General features: G+C 34.8%; 20 protein-coding genes and 1 pseudogene. 11 read left to right on the top strand and 10 right to left on the bottom strand.

Features of this window, described 5'->3' with window-relative positions; genetic code table 11:
- The first annotated feature begins 63 nt into the window (after nt 1-63).
- A complete protein-coding gene (locus WQ54_RS02225) occupies nt 64-243 on the top strand; it encodes a hypothetical protein (RefSeq protein WP_046511458.1) in 180 nt (59 codons plus the stop codon).
- 236 nt (nt 244-479) lie between these two features.
- Here the strand turns inward: WQ54_RS02225 and WQ54_RS02220 are convergent, their stop codons facing one another.
- From WQ54_RS02220 to WQ54_RS02200, 5 genes are all read right to left on the bottom strand, one after another.
- Nucleotides 480-671, bottom strand: coding sequence for an alpha/beta-type small acid-soluble spore protein (locus WQ54_RS02220; protein WP_046511456.1), 192 nt, complete (start codon nt 669-671; stop codon nt 480-482).
- Nucleotides 672-921: 250 nt separating this feature from the next.
- Entirely contained in the window at nt 922-1,332 is a 411-nt protein-coding gene (locus WQ54_RS02215) for a hypothetical protein (RefSeq protein WP_156177628.1), read from the bottom strand.
- A gap of 120 nt (nt 1,333-1,452) precedes the next feature.
- A complete protein-coding gene (locus tag WQ54_RS02210; protein WP_046511453.1) occupies nt 1,453-2,421 on the bottom strand; it encodes a GGDEF domain-containing protein in 969 nt (322 codons plus the stop codon).
- Nucleotides 2,422-2,731: 310 nt separating this feature from the next.
- Nucleotides 2,732-3,127 (bottom strand): hypothetical protein, encoded by a 396-nt coding sequence (locus WQ54_RS02205; protein ID WP_046511450.1) that lies wholly within the window; start codon nt 3,125-3,127, stop codon nt 2,732-2,734.
- A gap of 146 nt (nt 3,128-3,273) precedes the next feature.
- Nucleotides 3,274-4,560: an NCS2 family permease gene (locus WQ54_RS02200; protein WP_046511448.1), complete on the bottom strand. Its 1,287-nt coding sequence runs from the start codon at nt 4,558-4,560 to the stop codon at nt 3,274-3,276.
- Between the two features lie 230 nt (nt 4,561-4,790).
- Here WQ54_RS02200 and WQ54_RS02195 point away from each other — a divergent pair, with 230 nt between their 5' ends.
- The gene (locus WQ54_RS02195) at nt 4,791-5,441 is read left to right on the top strand and encodes a glycoside hydrolase domain-containing protein (RefSeq protein ID WP_046511707.1); all 651 of its coding nucleotides are present in this window, start codon (nt 4,791-4,793) and stop codon (nt 5,439-5,441) included.
- A 162-nt stretch (nt 5,442-5,603) separates the two neighbouring features.
- A pseudogene (locus WQ54_RS02190) lies at nt 5,604-6,510 on the top strand (chemotaxis protein).
- A 252-nt stretch (nt 6,511-6,762) separates the two neighbouring features.
- On the opposite strand, the gene WQ54_RS02185 reads toward WQ54_RS02190, so the two are convergent.
- From WQ54_RS02185 to WQ54_RS02175, 3 genes are all read right to left on the bottom strand, one after another.
- Nucleotides 6,763-7,242 (bottom strand): YkyB family protein, encoded by a 480-nt coding sequence (locus tag WQ54_RS02185; RefSeq protein WP_046511445.1) that lies wholly within the window; start codon nt 7,240-7,242, stop codon nt 6,763-6,765.
- Between the two features lie 329 nt (nt 7,243-7,571).
- A complete protein-coding gene (locus WQ54_RS02180; RefSeq protein WP_046511442.1) occupies nt 7,572-8,861 on the bottom strand; it encodes an MFS transporter in 1,290 nt (429 codons plus the stop codon).
- 197 nt (nt 8,862-9,058) lie between these two features.
- Nucleotides 9,059-9,553, bottom strand: a complete 495-nt coding sequence (locus WQ54_RS02175) for a L,D-transpeptidase family protein (RefSeq protein ID WP_046511440.1) — start codon at nt 9,551-9,553, stop codon at nt 9,059-9,061.
- A 256-nt stretch (nt 9,554-9,809) separates the two neighbouring features.
- On the opposite strand from WQ54_RS02175, the gene ppx reads away from it, so the two are divergent.
- From ppx to crcB, 4 genes are all read left to right on the top strand, one after another.
- Nucleotides 9,810-11,348: an exopolyphosphatase gene (gene ppx, locus WQ54_RS02170; protein ID WP_046511437.1), complete on the top strand. Its 1,539-nt coding sequence runs from the start codon at nt 9,810-9,812 to the stop codon at nt 11,346-11,348.
- 172 nt (nt 11,349-11,520) lie between these two features.
- Complete coding sequence (locus WQ54_RS02165; RefSeq protein WP_046511435.1) at nt 11,521-13,632, top strand: RNA degradosome polyphosphate kinase; 2,112 nt, start codon at nt 11,521-11,523, stop codon at nt 13,630-13,632.
- 246 nt (nt 13,633-13,878) lie between these two features.
- A complete protein-coding gene (locus WQ54_RS02160; protein ID WP_046511432.1) occupies nt 13,879-14,250 on the top strand; it encodes a CrcB family protein in 372 nt (123 codons plus the stop codon).
- Nucleotides 14,244-14,588, top strand: coding sequence for a fluoride efflux transporter CrcB (gene crcB / locus WQ54_RS02155; RefSeq protein ID WP_046511429.1), 345 nt, complete (start codon nt 14,244-14,246; stop codon nt 14,586-14,588). The genes WQ54_RS02160 and crcB overlap by 7 nt, the downstream gene beginning before the upstream one ends.
- Before the next feature lie 590 nt (nt 14,589-15,178).
- Here the strand turns inward: crcB and WQ54_RS02150 are convergent.
- On the bottom strand, nt 15,179-16,042 hold the full coding sequence (locus WQ54_RS02150) for a metallophosphoesterase (RefSeq protein ID WP_046511427.1): 864 nt from the start codon (nt 16,040-16,042) through the stop codon (nt 15,179-15,181).
- A gap of 375 nt (nt 16,043-16,417) precedes the next feature.
- Between WQ54_RS02150 and fadH the strand changes: the two genes are divergently transcribed.
- The 4 genes from fadH (at nt 16,418) to WQ54_RS02130 (ending at nt 19,824) form a co-directional block, all read left to right on the top strand.
- Nucleotides 16,418-17,182 carry a 2,4-dienoyl-CoA reductase gene (fadH, locus tag WQ54_RS02145; protein ID WP_046511414.1) on the top strand — a complete coding sequence of 255 codons (765 nt, stop codon included), beginning with the start codon at nt 16,418-16,420 and terminating at the stop codon, nt 17,180-17,182.
- Nucleotides 17,183-17,300: 118 nt separating this feature from the next.
- Entirely contained in the window at nt 17,301-18,518 is a 1,218-nt protein-coding gene (locus WQ54_RS02140) for an EAL-associated domain-containing protein (protein ID WP_046511412.1), read from the top strand.
- 213 nt (nt 18,519-18,731) lie between these two features.
- A complete protein-coding gene (locus WQ54_RS02135) occupies nt 18,732-18,971 on the top strand; it encodes a hypothetical protein (RefSeq protein WP_231597431.1) in 240 nt (79 codons plus the stop codon).
- A gap of 169 nt (nt 18,972-19,140) precedes the next feature.
- Complete coding sequence (locus WQ54_RS02130; protein ID WP_197089521.1) at nt 19,141-19,824, top strand: DUF3993 domain-containing protein; 684 nt, start codon at nt 19,141-19,143, stop codon at nt 19,822-19,824.
- Nucleotides 19,825-20,171: 347 nt separating this feature from the next.
- Here the strand turns inward: WQ54_RS02130 and WQ54_RS02125 are convergent, their stop codons facing one another.
- The gene (locus WQ54_RS02125; RefSeq protein ID WP_046511407.1) at nt 20,172-20,408 is read right to left on the bottom strand and encodes a glutaredoxin domain-containing protein; all 237 of its coding nucleotides are present in this window, start codon (nt 20,406-20,408) and stop codon (nt 20,172-20,174) included.
- Nucleotides 20,409-20,433: the final 25 nt, after the last annotated feature.

Genomic DNA, 20,433 nt, shown 5'->3' with positions numbered 1-20,433 from the left:
TAAATAATCATCATCGAATTTATATATAAACTTTTTGACCAATTTATGATAGAGGTGAAAAAGATGATCGATGATAAAGCATTGCTAACGAAAGAAGAACAAGAAATTGTTGCAAAATTAGAAGCTGAAATGATGTACGCACTTACTCTTTCACATATTAACTTTTATAAAAATGAAATTCAAACCATTATTTCTCAAGCAAAAAGACGCCATCAATTTTTAAATAGACATTCAAATGTTTAGGTTCTTTTCTAACTTAATTTGTTTCTTTTATAAAATAAGGCTTCGTAAAACTAGTTGTTGATTTCTACTGCTGGCATTCATTCGTAGTCAGTGTTTACGAAAGCATCCTTCAAAAAGTTTCCGAAAATAGAAGAGGATATCTAAAAAGGCTCAATCCTTTAGATACCCTCTTAATTTCTCCCCAATTTTTGCCCAATTTTATTGGGCAGTAAAACCGCACGGATGGTAGTCTTACTTTATCGGGATTGGTTCTGAAGCTGGTTTTCTGCCATTGCGATCATCCGTTTTGTCATTTCCCCGCCAACAGAACCATTTGCGCGAGCTGTCGTATCGGCACCAAGTTCAACCCCTAATTCATTCGCAATTTCCTCTTTCATGGAATTTAGAGCATTTTCGGCACCTGGCACTAACAATTTATTTCTTGCCATCTTCCAACACCCCTTTTTGAATTGAATGGTTTAAGAACTTTGAGCAACCGATGCTCATTTTTATCATGTCCTTTGATGGTATTTTTATCGATAAAAACATTGAAAATAAAATGGTAAATCTGGAGAACGGATATCTTATCTAAATCATAATAACGGGCACTTTATGGAGAGTTTACCGGCCAAAAAGACAATTTTACCTAACCATCAGTTGGGCTGAAGTATCCCCTCACTGAATGAGGTTTCATTCTTTTTAACTACAACTAAATGAACGAATACGATTTAAATCGATGCCAAAATAAACCCAACGGAATTGATTTCTGCGCCAACGCCAGCCGGCTACAGAGTTTCTGCCTACAAATGTTGGATAGTACCAAAAGGCATTGCCATTATTTAAACGAACATACGTAAAACGAAAGAGACAACCTCGAATACCGCCGGGATCTACTGCAAACACCCCAAACTGCCCTTGTCCTTGTTCAGGCGGGATACCAGAAGGTGGAGGTCCTGATGGCGGCCCGCTTTGAGCTTGCCCTCCGCCGAATCCTCCATCAAAACCGCCCGGCCCACTACCAGGTGGCCCAAAAGGCGGGAAGCCTGTTCCACCGCCCGACTGTGGAAAACCTGGGATTTGTATTGGTAATTGTCGATAATATGGATACATTCAATTTTTCGCTCCTCTCACACGAACCTTCACGGTTACGATATGCAGGTGGCGGGGAATAGGTGAATGCCCAATAGAAAGTAAGAGAGATCCTTAATAACTTATTAAATGGTAGTGGATTTAGATTTGAACTATCGTCTCATAGGAAATAAAGCAGCTGCCCTCAATTGATTTACATTGTTTTTTTACCAACGCAGCAACTTTACTTATATATTCGATTGATTGAAATGTTTGATATTCATTTGTTACAACAGCGATTGATAGAGAAACAAGTGGTATTTTCTCATAATGTCCATCTCGATCGTTTGTATAAACAAATTGGTTTTGCAAATCATATGAATCATAGTACTTTTTTATGCGAATATGATATTCCTGAATGATAGAGTGGCAAGTTGGCTCATAGTTAAAGTGGGGTAAAATAGCAACAAAATCATCTCCGCCTATATGGCCGATAAATGTATTCTCTTCATCGCTTAATAAAATGCATTGACTTAAGAGGTTTGAAATTTCTTTAATGAGTAAATCGCCTTTTTTAAATCCATAGGTATCATTGTACTCCTTAAAATGATCAAGATCTAAATAGAGGAGTGAATAAGGCTTCGTTTCAGCTTGTATGTATTCATGTATTTTTTCCTCAATTAAAACATTTCCGGGCAGACCTGATAAAGGATTGGTATAGATAGCTTGGTTAACTTGGATTTCAGCTAGCTTTGTAAGTAGGTTTTTAATGCTGACGATCCCATATAAACGGTCGTTTTGCATGACAACCACATAATCATATAAGTTTTTTTGACTTCTTGCCATGGCTTTGGTGCTTACTGAGGTAATTGGATCAAAGAAATCAACGATTAATGGATTTTTATCCATAATAAGACTTATAGACCTGCCCATGAATAGATCGAAGCCATATTTAGTAGAAATTTTCTGGTGAAATTGGGCTTTCATAACCAATCCTGCAGGTTTATCTTGATCTTCAACAAGGATTCCTTCAAGATCGGGATCTTTTTCAAAAAGTAAGTTTATATCAGCACATTTGGTAGTTAAAGAAACAATAGGTACCTTTTCTGAAATATCCCCTATGGTTAACATCGATTTCACGACTCCTATTTTGAATACAAGCTTTATATATAATCATATTTTACTATAACTCCCAAATGGGGTTTGTAAAAATAGTGTAAATATTATCCCAATCTAAAATGGTAGTAACACTCCAGCTTTAAGGTTTAAGAGGGCTAAGAAAATGGTCGGGAAAATCATAAGAAAGTGAGATTTATAAGGGATAAGTCTCTCTATATTCTCCGATATTTTTAAGTAATGGATTATTAATAGAAAAAAGGTTAACTCACATCTGGGAGTTACCTGCATGAAGCATCCTTATTATGATCTAGTGCAAACTGGCTTAGCGTCTAAGTGGTTCTACATTCTTTGTTTGCAAATCTACCATATACCACGCTTCACTATTTTCTTGGGAACCTTCAACAGAATAAACATGGATAATATATTTGCCTTTTTCCAGGTGATCATATTGAACAATTAAATTTCTGTTTTTTTCCAAATCAAACTTATCACGAACGAGCTCTTCTGCCCTTGTTGGGTGCGAGGGGTCATGGACTTCATCAAGGTTCTCTTCTTCTCTATTTTCAATCAAAATATCATCATTTGTGATTGTATTCTCTTTTCCGGTTTGCAGTATGCGGTTTTCTTTTTTACCAGTATTATTTAAAGCCTCATCTTGATCATTTACATTACAAGCCGAACAAACAGCAATCATGATAAATAGTAAGAAATACTTCATTAAACACCTCATAAAAGATAATTATTGTTGACAGTATATGGATTCACTCTCGTTAGTTTGTAATCATTTTTCTATTTTATACAGGATTCGCAATTGCAAAAAAGAGACTGCTAAAAGGGGAAAACCTTTTAAACAGCCTCTTATTACTAATGTAAGGTATGAAAAACAAAATTCATGAGAAATAACAAAGCAATAAAATAAAGCGGTAATTTAACTTCATTTTTTCTTTTAAGCAAAAGCTTTATAAGTGGATACATGATAAATCCAAATGCCATGCCATCAACGATACTATAAGTGAAAGGAATCAGCGCAATAATTAAAAATGCAGGAAAACTTTCGCTAAAGTCAGATAAATCAATATGTTGAATGTTTTGGATCATCAAACTGCCTATTAATATTAATATAGGAGCAATTGCACTATCCGGAATGATTTTGATAAATGGTAAAAAACATAATGAGCTTAAAAACAAAATTCCCGTTATAATCGATGTTAAGCCAGTTCTTCCGCCGGCAGTGATGCCTGCAGCGGTCTCAACCGTACTCACAGTTGGACTTGAACCAAATAAACCGGAAGTGATGGTAGATAAAGCATTTGCTTGCATTGCTCGTTTATATACCTCTGGACGATTAAACATATGAACTTGACCAAAAACAAGGCCGATATTTTCAAAGACAATAACCAGTGTTAAGGAAAACGTTGCCGTCCAAAAGGTTAAATCAGCAATTCGATCAAATGACATAGCAGCTAAAACATCTTTATAAGGATAAATTACACTGGCTGATTGTGAAAGAGAATCAATAGACAATTTTCCACATAAGCCTGCAATGACTGTACCGAGCAAAATACTGATTAAAAAATTACCAGGAACCTGTCTTGCAAATAATGCAATAGTAATGATTAGTGATATACATGTAAGGACAACAGTTTGGTCACTAAAATTACCCAATGAAACAAATGTTTCTTCGTTTAATACAACGATTCCACCTTTTTGCAAACCAATAAACGTTAAGAATAAGCCAATTCCGACAGTTATCGCTTCTTTTAATGAATGAGGAATGGATTCTGAAATGATCGTTGCTAATTTTGTAAATGCGATAACAGTAAACAGTAATCCTGATACAAAAACAACAGCTAATCCTTCCTGCCATGATAATCCCATACCTAACACAATTGTATAGGTAAATAAGGCATTTACTCCCATCCCTGGCACAAGGATAATTGGAGCGTTTGCGAAAAGCCCCATAATCAAGCAGCCGACAATTGAAGTGAGCACTGTTGCAATAATCCCTGCCTCTAATGGAATCCCTGCATCAGATAAAATGGAAGCATTAACGACAACAATATATACAATTGTAAAAAAGGAAACCGTTCCTGCCAGGACTTCTTTTTTTAATGATGTGTTATTCTCTTTAAGATGAAAAAATTTTTCCAATGTATACCTTCCTTAAGAATAACCCTCAGCCCAACCCGTATAATCGTTAAAACGATTCACAAAAGGATTATAGCAAGAGTTAAACAAAAATGCATTATTTTAAATTGGATATTCTCCTTTTATCATGGAACAAAATATCTTTAAACATTCATTTGAACATGTAATACGTTTGAGACAACCCATTATCTCATATATATGTGTAGAGTATAGAGAGAAAGGGTGTGAATTCTCTGGCACGAAAAGTATGGGGTGTTGACTCAGCTAGTCCTGTTGATCAGACATTATATGATTGTGTGAAAAGCCGATTCGGTTCTCCAAAATATTGGGGAAGATACTTAACAGAAACACCAAATGGATCCAGCGGGCTTACACAAAAGGAAATAGGATTTATTAAAAGCAAAGGAATAAAGATTTTACCTATCTACAATGGACATTCGAACGCGATAGGTTATGAAGAGGCAAGGATAGCGGTTAGAAATGCTGTATATCATGCAAGAAGATTGGGATTACCGACAAATATCGTGTTATTTGCATATGTGGATCATCATTTTAAGGTAGATCCTGACTGGATAAGAGGCTGGGTAGAAACACTTTTGCCAACTGGCTTTAGAGCAGGATTTTACCACGATCCTGTTAAAGGGGATTTTGCTGAAGCCTATTTCCAAGCAGTCCAGCAAAACAGTGAAGTAGCTGTGGAAAGTATACTATGGAGTGCTGAACCTGAAATAGGAATAACTTCGGAAAGAAAAGCCCCTCGTTTTAATCCAGTAAAACCGAAATGCAAAGCGAATGTATGGTTGTGGACATATGGAAGGGAAGCCAATAAATGCCCGATCAATACAAATCTTTCAGATGAAAAAGTAATAAATTATCTGTATTAGCTGAGCTTGGATCCTTATCCAGGCTTATTTTATGTTTGCGAGAATCTGGATATTAAAAGATACAAAATCAGAAAAAAGCACCTTCTTCTTTGTCTGTATTAAAGAATGAGAAAAAACAACCGATATAATAGGTACATCGTTTTAACATGGAGGAAGAAGTGTATGGTGCAGCATAAAGGCATTTTACTTGAAAGTGGCCCAAATGAATTGGAGATCGTAGAATTTAGCGTTGGACAAAATAAGTTTGGAATCAATGTGATGAAGGTGAAAGAAATCATTCAGCCTGTTAAAGTGACGAACATTCCGCACTCTCATCCAAATGTTGAAGGGATTATCGACATTCGAGGAGAGATTGTCCCTGTAGTTAATTTAGGAACCGCACTTGGGTTGGAGTTATATGAGGACCCTCGAAGTGAAAAATTTATTGTCACTGAATTCAATCAAATAAAGGTTGTGTTTTATGTTCATGCTGTTACACAAATTCATCGTATTTCTTGGGATGAAATTGAAAAACCATCAGTAATGTATCAGGGATTAGAGAATCAAGTTACAGGTGTTGTAAAAATAAACGGTGAAATGGTATTATTGTTAGACTTTGAGAAGATCGTGGTGGATATTAATCCAGAATCAGGTATTCATGTAGATCAGGTGAAAAAAATAGGACCAAGAAAACCGTTCTGCTAAAAAGCTGATAGTTGCCGAAGACTCACCATTATTACGAAAACTGCTGCAAGACACATTGAATAAAGCGGGCTTTTATCAAATTGAGTTTTTTGAGAATGGCAAAGAGGCCTTTTCATACTTACAAGCTATTGTTAAATCAGGAAAAGCAATAGAAGATGTGGTACAGTTAGTAATAACAGATATTGAAATGCCGCAGATGGATGGACATCATCTTACAAAAAAAATTAAAGAAGATCAGACATTAACGATATTGCCGGTTATCATTTTTTCATCGCTTATTACAAATGATTTGCGACATAAAGGGGAAAAAGTTGGAGCAAACGGGCAAATTAGTAAACCGGAAATTGCCAATCTAATTTCTAAGATTGATGAAGTTATCTTATAGAATAGGTTGTTCCAGAGAGTGCATTATATCAAGCTCTGGAACAACCTTTTTTTGAATCGTCTTTTTTGTTGAGATTGGAAAAGGGTTCTTCTTGGTTATTTTGAGTAATAAAAAAGGGGCATAGTACTTCGGTTTTGGTTAGCTGCAGCACTTATCCCCTACGATAAATAAGCCATTTCAGAATTGAAGGTAAAATGCACCTTCTATTCTGAAACGTCTTATTTGCCCGAGGCTGAGTAAGTCGCTTCGCTTTTAATGATAACTTTCTCCTAGCTTTTTAAACACGGGTTTTTGGTATGTACGTGTTTTTTTGGGTTGGTATGGTTTTGGTGGGTGTTTTGCTTCTTTCATTCCTACATAATTTTGTAAAAGGATTTTTGCCTTTGATAGGGACATATGTGTTCTAGGATTACGATATGTTTGATTCAAGGATCCTAAATGTGGAAGTTGAACGAAGTCATTTTTTGTAGGAGGCATATGAAAGTAATAGTCTCCGGCTGAAACGAGAACGTCAGACTGCTGTTTACTGAATTTTGGATTATTTGAGAAATGTAATCCTTCTTTTTTTGCTTTGCCTTCATGGACAAGTTTAAGTAATGCCTTCTTTTTAAGTTCATAAAGATATTTAGGATTTGTAGCGGTTTTAGCATGACGGTTTACGACATAAATTGCACGTGCGAGGTTTTCAGTTGTTGGTTTATTCGTTGGATCGAGTCGATTATGATCGTCCATTGTTTCTCTCCTTTTCTTGAACACTTTCAGTTTGGACCATTCTTAATTAAATTATACTTTGAGTATAGTAAAAAGCAACTAATAATTAGGAGACTCATGCAAAATACATTGGAAATTCTAGTGCTTGTTTTAAGAAAAACGCAAGGCGCTAAGCATTCGGCGACGACCATATGGCGAACTTGTAATAAAGGTGTTCTTTGCCTTCAATTTCAGTTTGTCCTATTAACATGAACCGATGGCGTATTGAGCTAGTCAGTAACACTAGGTAAAAACTTTAATTCCTTTTAAAAAAAGAAGATGACCAAAACCTTAGGTTTTGGTCATCTTCTTTATATCGAAGTAACATTTGGGTTCGTTTTTGTTGGTTGATTTCGTTTTTCTTTTGCCTCTAAAGTTTCACTCAATTTTGGCAATGTCCATGCATAAAAGAGGGACACTAAAAGAATAATAAGCGCCATTCCATAATATAAATAATCAATTGTTTCAATGATTTTAGGGAATAACAGGGCGATTAGCCCTAATGTAATGGACTGTGCCATCATCATTAACGGATCAATCCATCCACTGACTCTTCCCATTAGCTTTGGATGAACAATTTTAGGCATCCATCCACCTATAGCTATATTTATTGGTCCTAAACACATACCAATAATAAACACAATCACTAAAAATATCGATACCTTATCAGTAAAACCTAAAAAGAAAATAAGCAAGCTTGTAATAAAAATTGGAAATACCATTAGTTGGTAAGGCTTAAACTTTGATGCAATCAGCGTTCCAACCCCGCTGCCAGTTAATAATCCCAATCCGAGTGAAATTGCAAAAAATGACGCATACCATTCATAATTATCAGGTGTTAACTTATATTTCATTGTAAACATTGGCAAGATGGCGAAGGCTCCATTTACAATACCAAATATGAAAAAACCGAAAACTAAAGCAGCGAGCAAACGATTTTTAATGATATATACAATTCCCGCTTTAAAGTCATTGAGCGATGATTTGATGCTGATATCTTTCCATTCAAGTTTGCCATTTGGAAGTCTGGCAGATGAAGGGATTTTACAAGATCGAATAAGCAGAGCTGAAATAATAAAGCTGAAAAAATCTACTGTAACAGCTCCATGAATTCCGATCGTTTTATAAATAGCTGCTCCAATCCCAACTCCGAAAACCATAAAAATACTAAAAAGCATTTGGTTTAGACCTGCGGCTTGTGCGTATTGTTCCTTGTTTAAAATTCCTTGAACAAGACTATTTTCTGCCGGAAAAAAGAATTTAGTGACAGCACTTCGTAAGAATAATATCAGAAAAACGAGTGGAATGGAGTTAGTAAATAAAGCACCGAATAATACTACTGTTAGTGCTGCTCGAATCCAATCACAATTTTCAGCAACCTTTTTTCTGTCAAAGCGATCGGCCACCACTCCTACAACAAAAAAGACTAAAATGGTCGGTAAGGAGTACATCAGTTCAGCAATCGTTGCATAAGACGGCTGATGGCTGAAGTGATCAAGGAGATAAAAAGCAAACGCCATATTTCCAATTGTAGTTCCCATCTGTGAGAATAGAGCTGCATAAAATAATCTTACAAAATTCTTATTTTGAAAAATTTTCATTTGTTCGCTCCTTAATTGCGGTTTCGATCAGCTCTAAGGAATAAGACTTGTTGGGTATTAATTTACCAAGAAAACCTTAACTTTCCTTTCTGAATAATAGGAAATTCGCTCTAGCTGATTTCTATCTTTGCTACATTTGTCATTATAAGGGTTTTTAGTGGTTTTGAATACGTATCTTACAAAATATTAATAAAATCTTAAGGTCTGATAAATACTCTGGTCCCGTTAGGAACGATAGAGGCCAGCTCTAAAACATCCTTGTTGTACATTCTGATACATCCAAGTGAAACAGACTTTCCTATTGAAGCGGGGTTATTTGTACCATGGATTCCGTAATGAAGCTTGGATAAACTTAACCACATCACTCCAAAAGGTCCGCCGGGGTTTGGCTCTCGATTGACAATGACAAAATCCCCAATAGGTGTAGCTGTTACAATTTTTCCAACAGCAATCGGGTATTGCTTAACAACCTGTTCTCCTCTTTTTAAGACTAATCTTTTCGCTGAAACAGTGATGTGAATCGAATAAGGAATAGAGTCTGGGTCAGGTAAGCTTGGTATATTGATGCGTTGTCCAATATAAAGTATATTTGGGTTCATAATGTTATTTGCGGCCATTAATTGATTTAGCGAAATACGGTAATTAGCAGCAATCATGGACAATGATTCTCCCTTTTTGACAATATGGATCATATAACCCCTCCACATACGTTTTATTCCAACTTTCAATAAAAACCCACATATAAGTTTTCATGAGTAAGCTAAGTAGATATGCAGGGGATAACTGTTAGCTAAGTTCTTAAAAGTCTTGCTTTAATCTAAAGTTTAAGCTAAAAAATCCCAATATACATTACTTGTTATGGTATAATGACCTTGTTTTAAAGGTATAGCTGATATATTAATAATATTTGGCGATGAGCATGTTTTATGATAAGGGTGTGGGTAGATAGTGAACCATGAAAAGTATGCAATTATCGATATAGGATCTAACACGATAAGGCTTGTTATTTACTTAAGAGACATTAGCGGCAGATTAAAAGAAACAGAAAATGTAAAAGTAGTAGCACGGCTTCGCAATTATTTGACGGACGATGTAAGACTTGCGGATAAAGGGATTGCCATTTTACTAAATACATTAAAAAGTTTTCAAGAAATTACAAGGCACCATCAATTAGACGAAGTAAAATGTGTAGCAACTGCAACAATCAGGCAAGCAAAAAACCAAAAGGAAATCCTAAAAAAAGTTGAAGAGGAGACAGATTTTTCAATTCGAATTTTATCAGAATACGAAGAAGCCTATTTTGGTTACTTAGCTGTTGTCAATTCAACTCCGTTTGAAAGCGGAATCACTATTGATATCGGTGGAGGAAGCACAGAGGTTACCTATTTTAAAGATCGAAAAATAATCAACTATCATAGCTTTCCATTTGGGGCTTTATCTTTAAAAAAGCAATTTGTGTTGAGCGACACTCCAACGAATGATGAACTTTATCTACTAAAAACATACCTTAGTGAACAATTTAACACACTTGATTGGATCATTGATAAGAAGCTTCCAATTATCGGGATTGGTGGAAGTGCTAGGAATATGGTTCAAATCCATCAAGAGCATATTGGCTATCCTCTTGGAGGAGTTCATCAATATGTGATGAAAAAACAGGATGTTCAAGAAATAAATAGTCTTTTACAATCGCTGTCATTTCTGGAAATCCAACGTATTGAGGGCTTATCGAAGGATCGGGCAGACATTATAATTCCTGCAGTTGAAGTCTTTAAGTGTTTAATGGATGTGGTCAATACTGATATGTTCGCACTAAGCAGAAAAGGATTAAGGGACGGCGTTTTTTATAAGGAATTGACAAAAGATTTTGGTATTGCTGTGTTTCCAAATGTCATTGAAGAGAGCTTATATGAATTAGCTGCAGATTACCATATTAATTTAAATCATGTATTCCATGTCACAAATAGTGCAATGAACATTGCACAATTATTAAATAAAGCTGGACTCTCTTCCCTAAATAAGCAAGATGCAAAACTTTTAAAGCGCAGTGCCTTTGTTTACAACCTTGGAGCATACATAGATTCAGAATCAAGCAGCCAGCATACATTCTATTTACTAGCAAATCGGACAATAGACGGACTCCTTCATAGGGAACGTTTGATCATTGCGCTAATCGCTTCTTTTACTAGCAAAGCGGCTTTCAAGCGAAATGTCATACCTTTTAATCAATGGTTTACTAAAGAAGAACTAAATAAATATCGTTTATTAGGGGCTATCTTAAAATTTTCCTACAGTCTTCATGCAACAAAAAGAAATATTATTGATGATATTGACCTGAGGCTAAATGATGAAGAGCTTTTATTTACCTTTAGTTGTCAAAAAGATTGGAAGCCTGAGCAGTATCAAGTTGAAAAACAAAAAAAGCATTTGGAAAAGCAAATTAAAAAATCAATAACTTTAAAATTTATAGAAAAACAAAATAGTTAACACAACCCACCTGAAAGTGACGATCATCATTCGTCGCTTTTTTGATATCTTGTTAAATTGTCTGTATTTACACAATATTAACAAAGTATTTACAAATAATTTACATTAGTAATAAAAGGAAGTGCTAAGATGGAATTGTAAGAAATTGTCGAATAAAAGGGTGGAAGTACAAATGAATACAATAAATAAAAATGCAGTTGAACTAAATAGTCCAATATATTACAACAACAGAGAACTTAGCTGGCTTGCATTTAATAAACGTGTACTAGAGGAAGCACTTGATGAACGCAACCCACTATTGGAAAGATTGAAATTTTTGGCGATATTCAGCTCAAATCTCGATGAGTTTTTTATGGTTCGTGTTGCTGGACTAAAGGATCAGGTGAAAGCAGGCTTTAATAAGCCCGAAAATAAAGCAGGAATGACACCTAAACAGCAATTAGCTGAAATAGCTGATACAACACATCATCTGGTTGAGTTGCAATATGAAGCATTTAATAACATACTTCTGCCTTTGCTTAACCAGGAAGATATTGAATTCTTAAAGATGAATCAATTAACAACGGAACAGTTGGAAGCGATGGAAGGTTATTTCGATGAACATATTTTCCCTGTTTTAACTCCAATGGCTATTGATGCCTATCGTCCTTTTCCTATGCTGTTAAATAAAAGCTTAAATTTAGCCATTGTTATTGAGGATCATGATGAATATGTGGATAATCGTTACAAAACGGCTATTGTACAAGTACCTGCAGTATTACATAGGTTTGTCAGACTTAATACATCAGCCGAAAAAGTGCAGTTGATCCTATTGGAGGATGTCATTAGTTATTTTATTCAGAAACTATTCAAGGGATATCATGTTCGATCTGTCTCAGTTTTTCGGATTACGAGAAATGCCGATATGACGATCCATGAGGAAGGGGCACGTGATCTCTTAAAAGAGATAGAAAAAGAATTGAAAAAAAGAAAATGGGGAGCAGCAGTCCGGCTTGAAATCCAGCAAGACGGATTTGACCGAAATATTTTACGTTATTTAACTGAAGAGCTTGAAATACACCAAAAAGATGTTTACGAGATTGATGGCCCCTTAGATTTAACATTGTTATTTGGATTCTATAAAGAGATGGCTACACTGAGAGAGCATTTACTATATGAAGCACTAATTCCTCAGCCGCCACGAGACCTTGCTTCAGATGAAGATATTTTTGAAAAGGTTTCAGAGCAAGATGTTTTTTTGCATCATCCATACGAATCGTTTGAACCTGTTGTTGAATTTGTTGCTGAGGCTGCAGAGGACCCGGATGTTTTAGCAATTAAACAAACCCTTTATCGCGTAAGCGGTGATTCACCAGTTATTGAAGCGTTAAAACGAGCAGCTGAAAATGGGAAGCAAGTAACCGTATTGGTTGAACTTAAAGCACGCTTTGATGAAGAAAATAATGTTCAATGGGCTAAAGAGCTAGAAAAGGCTGGTTGTCATGTTATTTATGGTATGACTTATTTAAAAACACATAGCAAGATTACACTGGTTGTAAGAAGAAAGAATAACCGAATAGAACGCTTCGTTCATCTCGGTACTGGAAACTATAATGATCAAACAGCAAAGATTTATACAGATATGGGCTTACTTACATCAAAAAGAAAAATTGGTATAGATGCTACGAATTTCTTTAATTATCTTAGCGGTTTTACGGAAAAACCTGAATTTCACCATTTATCTGTTGCACCATTTGACATTCGTAAAGATTTTATAAGATTAATTGATGAGGAAATAGAATTTCACAAAAGATTTGCAAACGGCAGGATTATTGCAAAAATGAATTCTTTAACTGATAAAGTTATTATCATGAAACTTTATGAGGCATCAAATGCTGGAGTGAAAATTGATTTGATCATCCGCGGTACATGCTGTTTACGCCCGGGTATTAATGGAGTAAGTGAAAATATAAAAGTTCGAAGCATTGTTGGTAGATTTTTAGAGCATAGCCGTATTTATTATTTCCATCATAATGGAGAGGAAAAAACCTTCCTTTCATCAGCTGATATGATGACACGAAATATGGAAAAACGAGTAGAGATTTTATTTCCCGTTTTTGAAGGCGAGATTAAAAAACGGGTAAAATATATTCTCGCAAGTGAATTGGCTGATAATGTAAAAGCAAGGGAACAAGATGAACATGGCGAGTATCATTATGTATCAAGGGATTTAGATGAACCTGTAATTGATAGTCAATTACTATTGTTCAGTAAGGCTTACCAAGTAATGGATGACGAAGAGTAATTTAAATTAGAAGGCAGACTCCTTTGAATAAAGGGGTTTGTTTTTTTATTTTAGCTGATTTCGCGAAGCATTTCTTATCTTTTAATCAACATAGAGATAAATACCAATTATATTTTCAACGTTAAATGTATTTCGGAGCAGACTAAGGGAATTTTGCTTTTCATTTTCTATAGTATATTTTTGGTTTTTTTGAGATAATCGAAAAAGGAATTTAACGGATTTTTAATTGGTAGAAAGGGGTCAGAAATGAAAAGAAAGCTCCTTAACAGCGGTTATGTTGCTGCTGGCGGTGCCATTGGGTCATTATTGCGGTACATTGTTTTGATTATTGTTCCTTATGGACCTCTTCCAACCTTGCTGGTGAATATAACTGGGAGTTTTTTGCTTGGTTGGCTGACCTCTCTTTTATTTAAGCGATTTAAAAAAGAATGGTTAAGATGCCTGCTAGGAACTGGTTTTTGCGGCGGTTTCACCACGATGTCAACCTTTAGTTTTGAATTGACACGTTTAGGATTCTTACAAGCGATCTTTTATGGAAGTTGCTCCATTATCATGGGGTTGTTCGCTGCCTTATTAGGTTTGAAAGCTGGAAAAGGACTGGAGACTAAATCATGGTAAGTGTTATGCTAGGCGGTGCATTAGGAGCTGCTGCTAGATATCTGTTAGGTGAACTGCTGCAAAAGGTTACAAAGAAAATAGCTTTGCCACTAACAATCATAATTATTAATAGTGTCGGTGCTTTAATGCTTGGGCTGTTTCTAGGAACAGCTAAGCACGGAAGTGAATTGTTTTTTATAACAGGCTTTTGTGGAGGGTTTACGACGTTTTCAACCTTTAGTATAGAAGCAGTGCAGCTAATCCAAAATAAGCAATATGTGAAATTCACATTATATGTTATGTTATCAATAATTGGAAGTATTTCAGGTATTCTGATAGGGAAATCATTCACTTTATAAAAGGTGACCCATTATAATGGTATGAAAGATAATAGTCCTGATTATTTAAATTATTCAATTTTTAAAAGCTATGTTAAAGTTCGTTGTTTAATTGGCGCTCTTTTTTACACCTATACGATTAATCCATAACCGAATCGATTTTTAAAAATTACAGAAGGGTCTCTGCAAATCCAAAAGAAGCTTTCATAATGGTTCACAAGTTAAAAGAGATAGAATCCTTATTTCTGTGAAACGGGGTTTTTATTACTAAAATACTTGTCCCGATCAATTTATAAAAAAGAAATACATGACAAAAAATCAAGCTATTGTCACTGCGATTTTACCATTTTGACAATAAATAGGGATTATTCGTTGTTGCTGAAGATATTGAAGCAGAGGAAACAGCTTGATTTTCTTAAAGCATGAACTGTCAAAAGGAACAAGGCTATTTAATTAGTAAGCCTGTTCATTCTGATAAAATAGAAAAAGCAGGGGCTGTCTAATATAAATGGTTACTGCTCCGAACAAACTATCTAAACGAAAAGACTCATATTTTAGTGTTTGTCAGGAAGAACAGTACCAAATAAAGACAACCCTTAACAAGTTTTAAATTATGATGTTGTATTAAGTGTAAATTGTGTGATTTCAGGTACAGATAAAAAACGGAAAGGAAGTCTTGTCGTTCCTAATCCACGATTTACATATAGCTTCATCTGATCGACCTCATACATACCTTCCGAATAAACAGTAGCAAATGGCGGAGTAATCAGCGGTCCGTAAAATGGGAGCTGAATTTGCCCTCCGTGACTATGTCCTGATAATTGCAAATCAACATGAAATTTCTTCGCATTTAGTGCTGCATCAGGTTCATGGGCTAACAAGATATTAAAAATATCTTTATTTAAATTTCCTAAAGTTCCTTCATAGCTTGGTTTACCAAGCATTAAATCATCAATACCAGCTACACTTATTTTACTGCCGTCTAACATCGAAATATTTGTTACTTCGTTTTGCAAAAGTGTAAAACCGGCCATCGTAATAACATTTTTATAGATATCTGTTCCATAACCGCCATGATCATGATTACCGTATACGGCGTATTTTCCAAACGGGGCATGTAATCTTTCTAAAACAGGAACAATTTTATTAATTTCAGTATACTGATTTGGCTCATCCATTAAATCACCAGTAAATAATAAGAGATCTGGTGACAATTCATTTATCTTATTGACTACTGTCTCCAATCTGTTCAGTGTAAAGAAGTCACTTAAATGAGTATCACTGAATTGAACAATTTTAAAGCCATCAAAGGCCTTTGGAATCTTTTCATGTAAGATTGAGTGTTTCGTTATATCCAATAATGCGGGTTCAATAAACCGCGAATATGAATATCCCCCTGTAGCCGTAATGATGCTTCCTAAAGAAAAAGAAAGAAGACCTTTTAAAAACGATCTCCTTGAATATTGTTTTGTCATCTTTATCAACCATTCTTCATTGTTTTATCCTCATTTAAAGTTTTAAAAAAATATGGAGCAAATCTGTTCGCTCTTTTCTTTTTAAAAAAGGTATAAAATTTTTACTTAGTTTTTATATCAAATGTCTAACTCTACGCGCCGTCAGCCCAAGGGTTTGGGTAAATAGGAATAGAAGGTAAAAACACCATTAACCATATGCTATTCGTCGAATGCTTATTGCCGTGCGCTTTACTTTTAAGTATAGCATGGTTTCAATAAGGACTCTATTTAAAAACTGAATTGTCATCTAATTGACTTTTTAATAGGAAGGATTGAAAAGATATGGTAAAATATAAAATGAATGGTCATTCATTCATTTTGTTAGGGGGAATTAGGATGAGAGAAAAAGTCATTATTGTGACAGGCGGTTCAAGCGGGATGGGAAAAGTGATGGCAAAGAAATTTACAGAAGATGGAGCAAGTGTGGTTATAATTGGAAGATCGCTTGATAAATTAGAAGCTGCCAAAAGGGAGATTGAATCCGACAAAGGAAAAATACACACAATTCAACTGGATGTTCGAGATCCGGAAAAGGTTTCTCAGATGATAAAGGAAGTTGATCAGCTGTATGGGAGAATCGATGCTCTTGTTAATAATGCTGCCGGGAACTTTATCTGTCCTGCTGAGAACTTATCGATCAATGGCTGGAAATCTGTCATTGATATTGTGTTAAATGGGACATTTTATTGCAGTTCAGCTGTTGGAAAATATTGGATTGATCGTCAGACTAAAGGTACAATTATAAATATGGTTGCTACTTATGCCTGGAATGCAGGGGCTGGAGTCATTCACTCAGCAGCAGCAAAAGCTGGTGTATTATCCATGACTAGAACATTGGCTGTTGAATGGGGGCGGAAATACGGGATAAGGGTTAATGCCATTGCTCCAGGACCAATTGAAAGAACAGGAGGAGCCGATAAATTATGGGAGTCTGAGGAAGCTGCAAAACGAACATTAAAAAGTGTGCCGCTTGGCCGACTTGGAACCCCTGAAGAAATTGCCGCACTTGCTGCATTTTTACTATCTAACGATGCTGCCTATATAAACGGTGAGTGTATTACGATGGATGGCGGGCAATGGTTAAATCAGTTCCCATTTTAAAATGGATTGTTCAATTATATACCTCTGTTAAATATCTTGTAAGGGATTCCCCCTCTTATAAAAAGTAATATGGTATAATCCATACGTAATCTATATAGATATAGGTGAGGGGATTGCAATGGATCCATTGGATGTACTGACAAATGTTGAGAAGGTCATTCCTTATTACCAAGCGATATTCAGTGCGGATGAACAAAGAGTAATTGGTTATGAAGTATTCGGCAGAATTCAACATAATGATGAAATTAAAAGTCTAGGCCCTTTTTTCCAAGATGAGAATGTACCTGATGAATATCGAATTGAGGTTGACGACTATATTTTACATATGTCAATTGAAGAATTTTTACAATTGTATGATCAAGAACTCCTGCTTTTTATTAATCGTGATGCAAATATACTCATGCTTGATCATGGGGAGAGTTTTTTGCAAATATTATTAGAAAAACAAGAATTAGGATTGAAGCTTAATCAAATTGTTCTTGAAATAACTGAGCATAATTTTAAAGGCGATATTGAGCAACTGTATCATTTATTAACTTATTACAGGACATATGGCATTAAAATAGCAATAGATAATATTGGAAAGGCAAGCAGCAACTTGGACCGTATCGGCATGCTTTCTCCAGATATATTAAAAATTGATTTACAGCCATTACGATTAACATCACCATCTCAATCATATTATGATGTTCTTTATTCGATTTCTCTTTTAGCAAGAAAGATCGGTGCCACTCTTTTATATGAGGATGTAGAAGTTAATTATCAACTACAATATGCTTGGAAAAACGGCGGCAGATATTATCAAGGATTTTTCTTAGATAGACCAAAGAGACAATTTATTCGTCAAGACCATTGTAAGGAAAGATTGAAACAGGAATTCCAACATTATATTTCTGCAGAGAAAAAAAAGCTGGAAAGACTTTATCATTTTACGGAAGATTTCCATTACAGAATTGATCAACTTATTTCCAAAATAGGTAAGCAATATAGTGATTATAATCAGCTTTTAAAGGAGCTTTCCGTTCATCTGAATGATTGCAGTTTTCGGATATATATTTGCGACGAAGATGGTTTTCAGCAATCGGTGAATATCTATAAAAATAATGGCTGGGAAATTCAGCCCAATTACTTTATGAAAAATTGGAGCTGGCGCCCTTACTTTTTAGCTAATATTATGAAAATGCGCTTTGATAAAAAGGGATTTCTCAGTGATGTATATAGTGATATTGAAAAAGGAGATTTAATCCGGACTTTTTCATATCCTTTACAACAAAATCATTATCTATTTATTGATTTATCATATGAATTTTTATATGAACAAGAAGGTTTATTATAAAGCGAGACTTCCATCAGCAGGGTTTTTTACAACCCTGCTATAATAAGTGAGACTTATCGTATCTTTACGGTCAGTTAGACTCGCCAGTAACCATCCTACCAGCATACAATACTGCGTTAAGATGGGGTAATGCCCCAATTAAAATGGTAAAGAAAACCATGGCATAGACCCTGCTATTTTAGTCATCCTATACATAGAAGGGGTGACAAATAAGTGGGCAATTTAACAATGATACTCGGTATAATTGCATTACTCATTTTAGCATCAAGTTTAATTTATACAATTAAAGTAGGGAGACTTGTTGGAGCAAGAAAATCAAATATGGATACGCAGATAAATGAAAAAGTTCAAGAGCATCCATATTTGCGGAACCCAATATTTTTGGCATATGTAGTCTTCGGCATACTTGCATTAGCCTTTATATTATATTTGGCCTATACGATAGCTTGGTAGCAGCGGAATTTTCCGCTGTTTTTTTGATTAGAAAATCATGTTTCGGGGTAGATACATATTAAATCTAAAAATTGTGTCGCTTTTTAAGGGTATTTTACGAACGGTTATTAGGCTATCTCGACAAGATAGTTGTTAAAATGAAAATTAGATGAAGATAATGGTTGTCCAGATGGTAGAAAAAGAAGAAAGGATGAGTACGTTGAAACATAATTTCTTAGGCTTTAGTCTACTCCTATTGATTACTATTTTTTCCTTTTCACATGAAGCAGCTGCTAAAGAACTTAAGAGTAACTCAAAAGCAGAAATTCTGAATCACATACAAGATGCTTTTCAAGCACAAACTTCTTTAACGGAGAAACCAAGATCACTTCATGAAATAAAACAGATTTTATCAACCCATTTCGAGCATAAATTAATTAAAAAGTATATGGATGAAAATGTTCATCCGATTAAAGATCAATTTATTGTATATGGAACAGATTTTCCGGTTTATACGATTCCTTTCTTTAGTTATGATGAAAACACAAAAGTAATCGAAGAAGGGAATCAACGGATAATTTTTGAATTTTTCCAAGCTGCTTCTGATGGGCCGGTTGAATATGAAGACCATTACGAGTTTGTAAAAATGCATAAAACCAATAAAGGCTGGAAGATCTATTCAATTGATAGTCAAACCCAGAAGCCAGAAATAATGAAAGATACGATAAAGAGTGAAGAATATACATCATTAAACATTAGCAAAAACACTTCTTTTCAATCAATGACACAGGCTTTACAAAATGACTATTCAATTTTAAATCAGTCTTTTATTAATCAAAGTAAAGTATTATTCTTATCTTTAATGAATAAATAATTCAGTGTCATTCAGTAAAAAGTGAGGGGCGGGATGCCTCTCTCTTTATTAACAATAAAATATGCTGAATTTTAATATAACTAAAATAAAATAATTTATAAAAACTGTTGACATTGAAAGTGATAATCATTATCATTATAGATGAGAAAGGTAATCAATTAAGTTCTTGTTTTACATACTGTCTGTGTGTAAAAAGTTAATTGTTTCATTCACCCTTGTAAACAATTAACACATGGAATTTGATTAGTCATGAACTCTCGATTTTCCCCAAACCCCTTTTAATAGAACGTGAAAAAGCTTGGCTGGTCACCAAGCTTTTTTTCATGGGTCTTTTTATAATATCCCTTTTAGAGGCCTAAAAGCTCTTCAAGTTTTTTTAAATCAAAGCCAGTCACTACTTGATCATCCACTGTAATAGTCGGTGTTGATGTTGATTCAAGTTCATATACTAACTTATCACGTGCTTCCGAATCAATGCTAATATCTTTTTCAATATATGAGATATGATGATGATTTAAAAATTGTTTAACAATTTGACATGGTGGACAGCTTGGCTGTGTATATACTGTTACTATCTTTTCCATTATTCTCTCTCCAAACATTTAATTT

Source organism: Bacillus sp. SA1-12 (assembly GCF_000981385.1).
Taxonomy (GTDB): Bacteria; Bacillota; Bacilli; order Bacillales; family Bacillaceae; genus Metabacillus.
The sequence above is the reverse complement of the archived record's forward strand: the minus strand, read 5'-3'. Positions and strand labels throughout refer to the sequence as shown.

Excerpts from the sequence above, each read along its gene's own strand:
- WQ54_RS02225 (WP_046511458.1), top strand. The coding sequence starts at position 64 with ATGATCGATGATAAAGCATTGCTAACGAAAGAAGAACAAGAAATTGTT.
- WQ54_RS02220 (WP_046511456.1), bottom strand. The coding sequence starts at position 671 with ATGGCAAGAAATAAATTGTTAGTGCCAGGTGCCGAAAATGCTCTAAAT.
- WQ54_RS02215 (WP_156177628.1), bottom strand. The coding sequence starts at position 1,332 with ATGTATCCATATTATCGACAATTACCAATACAAATCCCAGGTTTTCCA.
- WQ54_RS02210 (WP_046511453.1), bottom strand. The coding sequence starts at position 2,421 with ATGTTAACCATAGGGGATATTTCAGAAAAGGTACCTATTGTTTCTTTA.
- WQ54_RS02205 (WP_046511450.1), bottom strand. The coding sequence starts at position 3,127 with ATGAAGTATTTCTTACTATTTATCATGATTGCTGTTTGTTCGGCTTGT.
- WQ54_RS02185 (WP_046511445.1), bottom strand. The coding sequence starts at position 7,242 with ATGGACGATCATAATCGACTCGATCCAACGAATAAACCAACAACTGAA.
- WQ54_RS02180 (WP_046511442.1), bottom strand. The coding sequence starts at position 8,861 with ATGAAAATTTTTCAAAATAAGAATTTTGTAAGATTATTTTATGCAGCT.
- WQ54_RS02175 (WP_046511440.1), bottom strand. The coding sequence starts at position 9,553 with ATGATCCATATTGTCAAAAAGGGAGAATCATTGTCCATGATTGCTGCT.
- WQ54_RS02165 (WP_046511435.1), top strand. The coding sequence starts at position 11,521 with ATGAATACAATAAATAAAAATGCAGTTGAACTAAATAGTCCAATATAT.
- WQ54_RS02160 (WP_046511432.1), top strand. The coding sequence starts at position 13,879 with ATGAAAAGAAAGCTCCTTAACAGCGGTTATGTTGCTGCTGGCGGTGCC.
- crcB (WP_046511429.1), top strand. The coding sequence starts at position 14,244 with ATGGTAAGTGTTATGCTAGGCGGTGCATTAGGAGCTGCTGCTAGATAT.
- WQ54_RS02150 (WP_046511427.1), bottom strand. The coding sequence starts at position 16,042 with ATGACAAAACAATATTCAAGGAGATCGTTTTTAAAAGGTCTTCTTTCT.
- fadH (WP_046511414.1), top strand. The coding sequence starts at position 16,418 with ATGAGAGAAAAAGTCATTATTGTGACAGGCGGTTCAAGCGGGATGGGA.
- WQ54_RS02140 (WP_046511412.1), top strand. The coding sequence starts at position 17,301 with ATGGATCCATTGGATGTACTGACAAATGTTGAGAAGGTCATTCCTTAT.
- WQ54_RS02130 (WP_197089521.1), top strand. The coding sequence starts at position 19,141 with ATGGTAGAAAAAGAAGAAAGGATGAGTACGTTGAAACATAATTTCTTA.
- WQ54_RS02125 (WP_046511407.1), bottom strand. The coding sequence starts at position 20,408 with ATGGAAAAGATAGTAACAGTATATACACAGCCAAGCTGTCCACCATGT.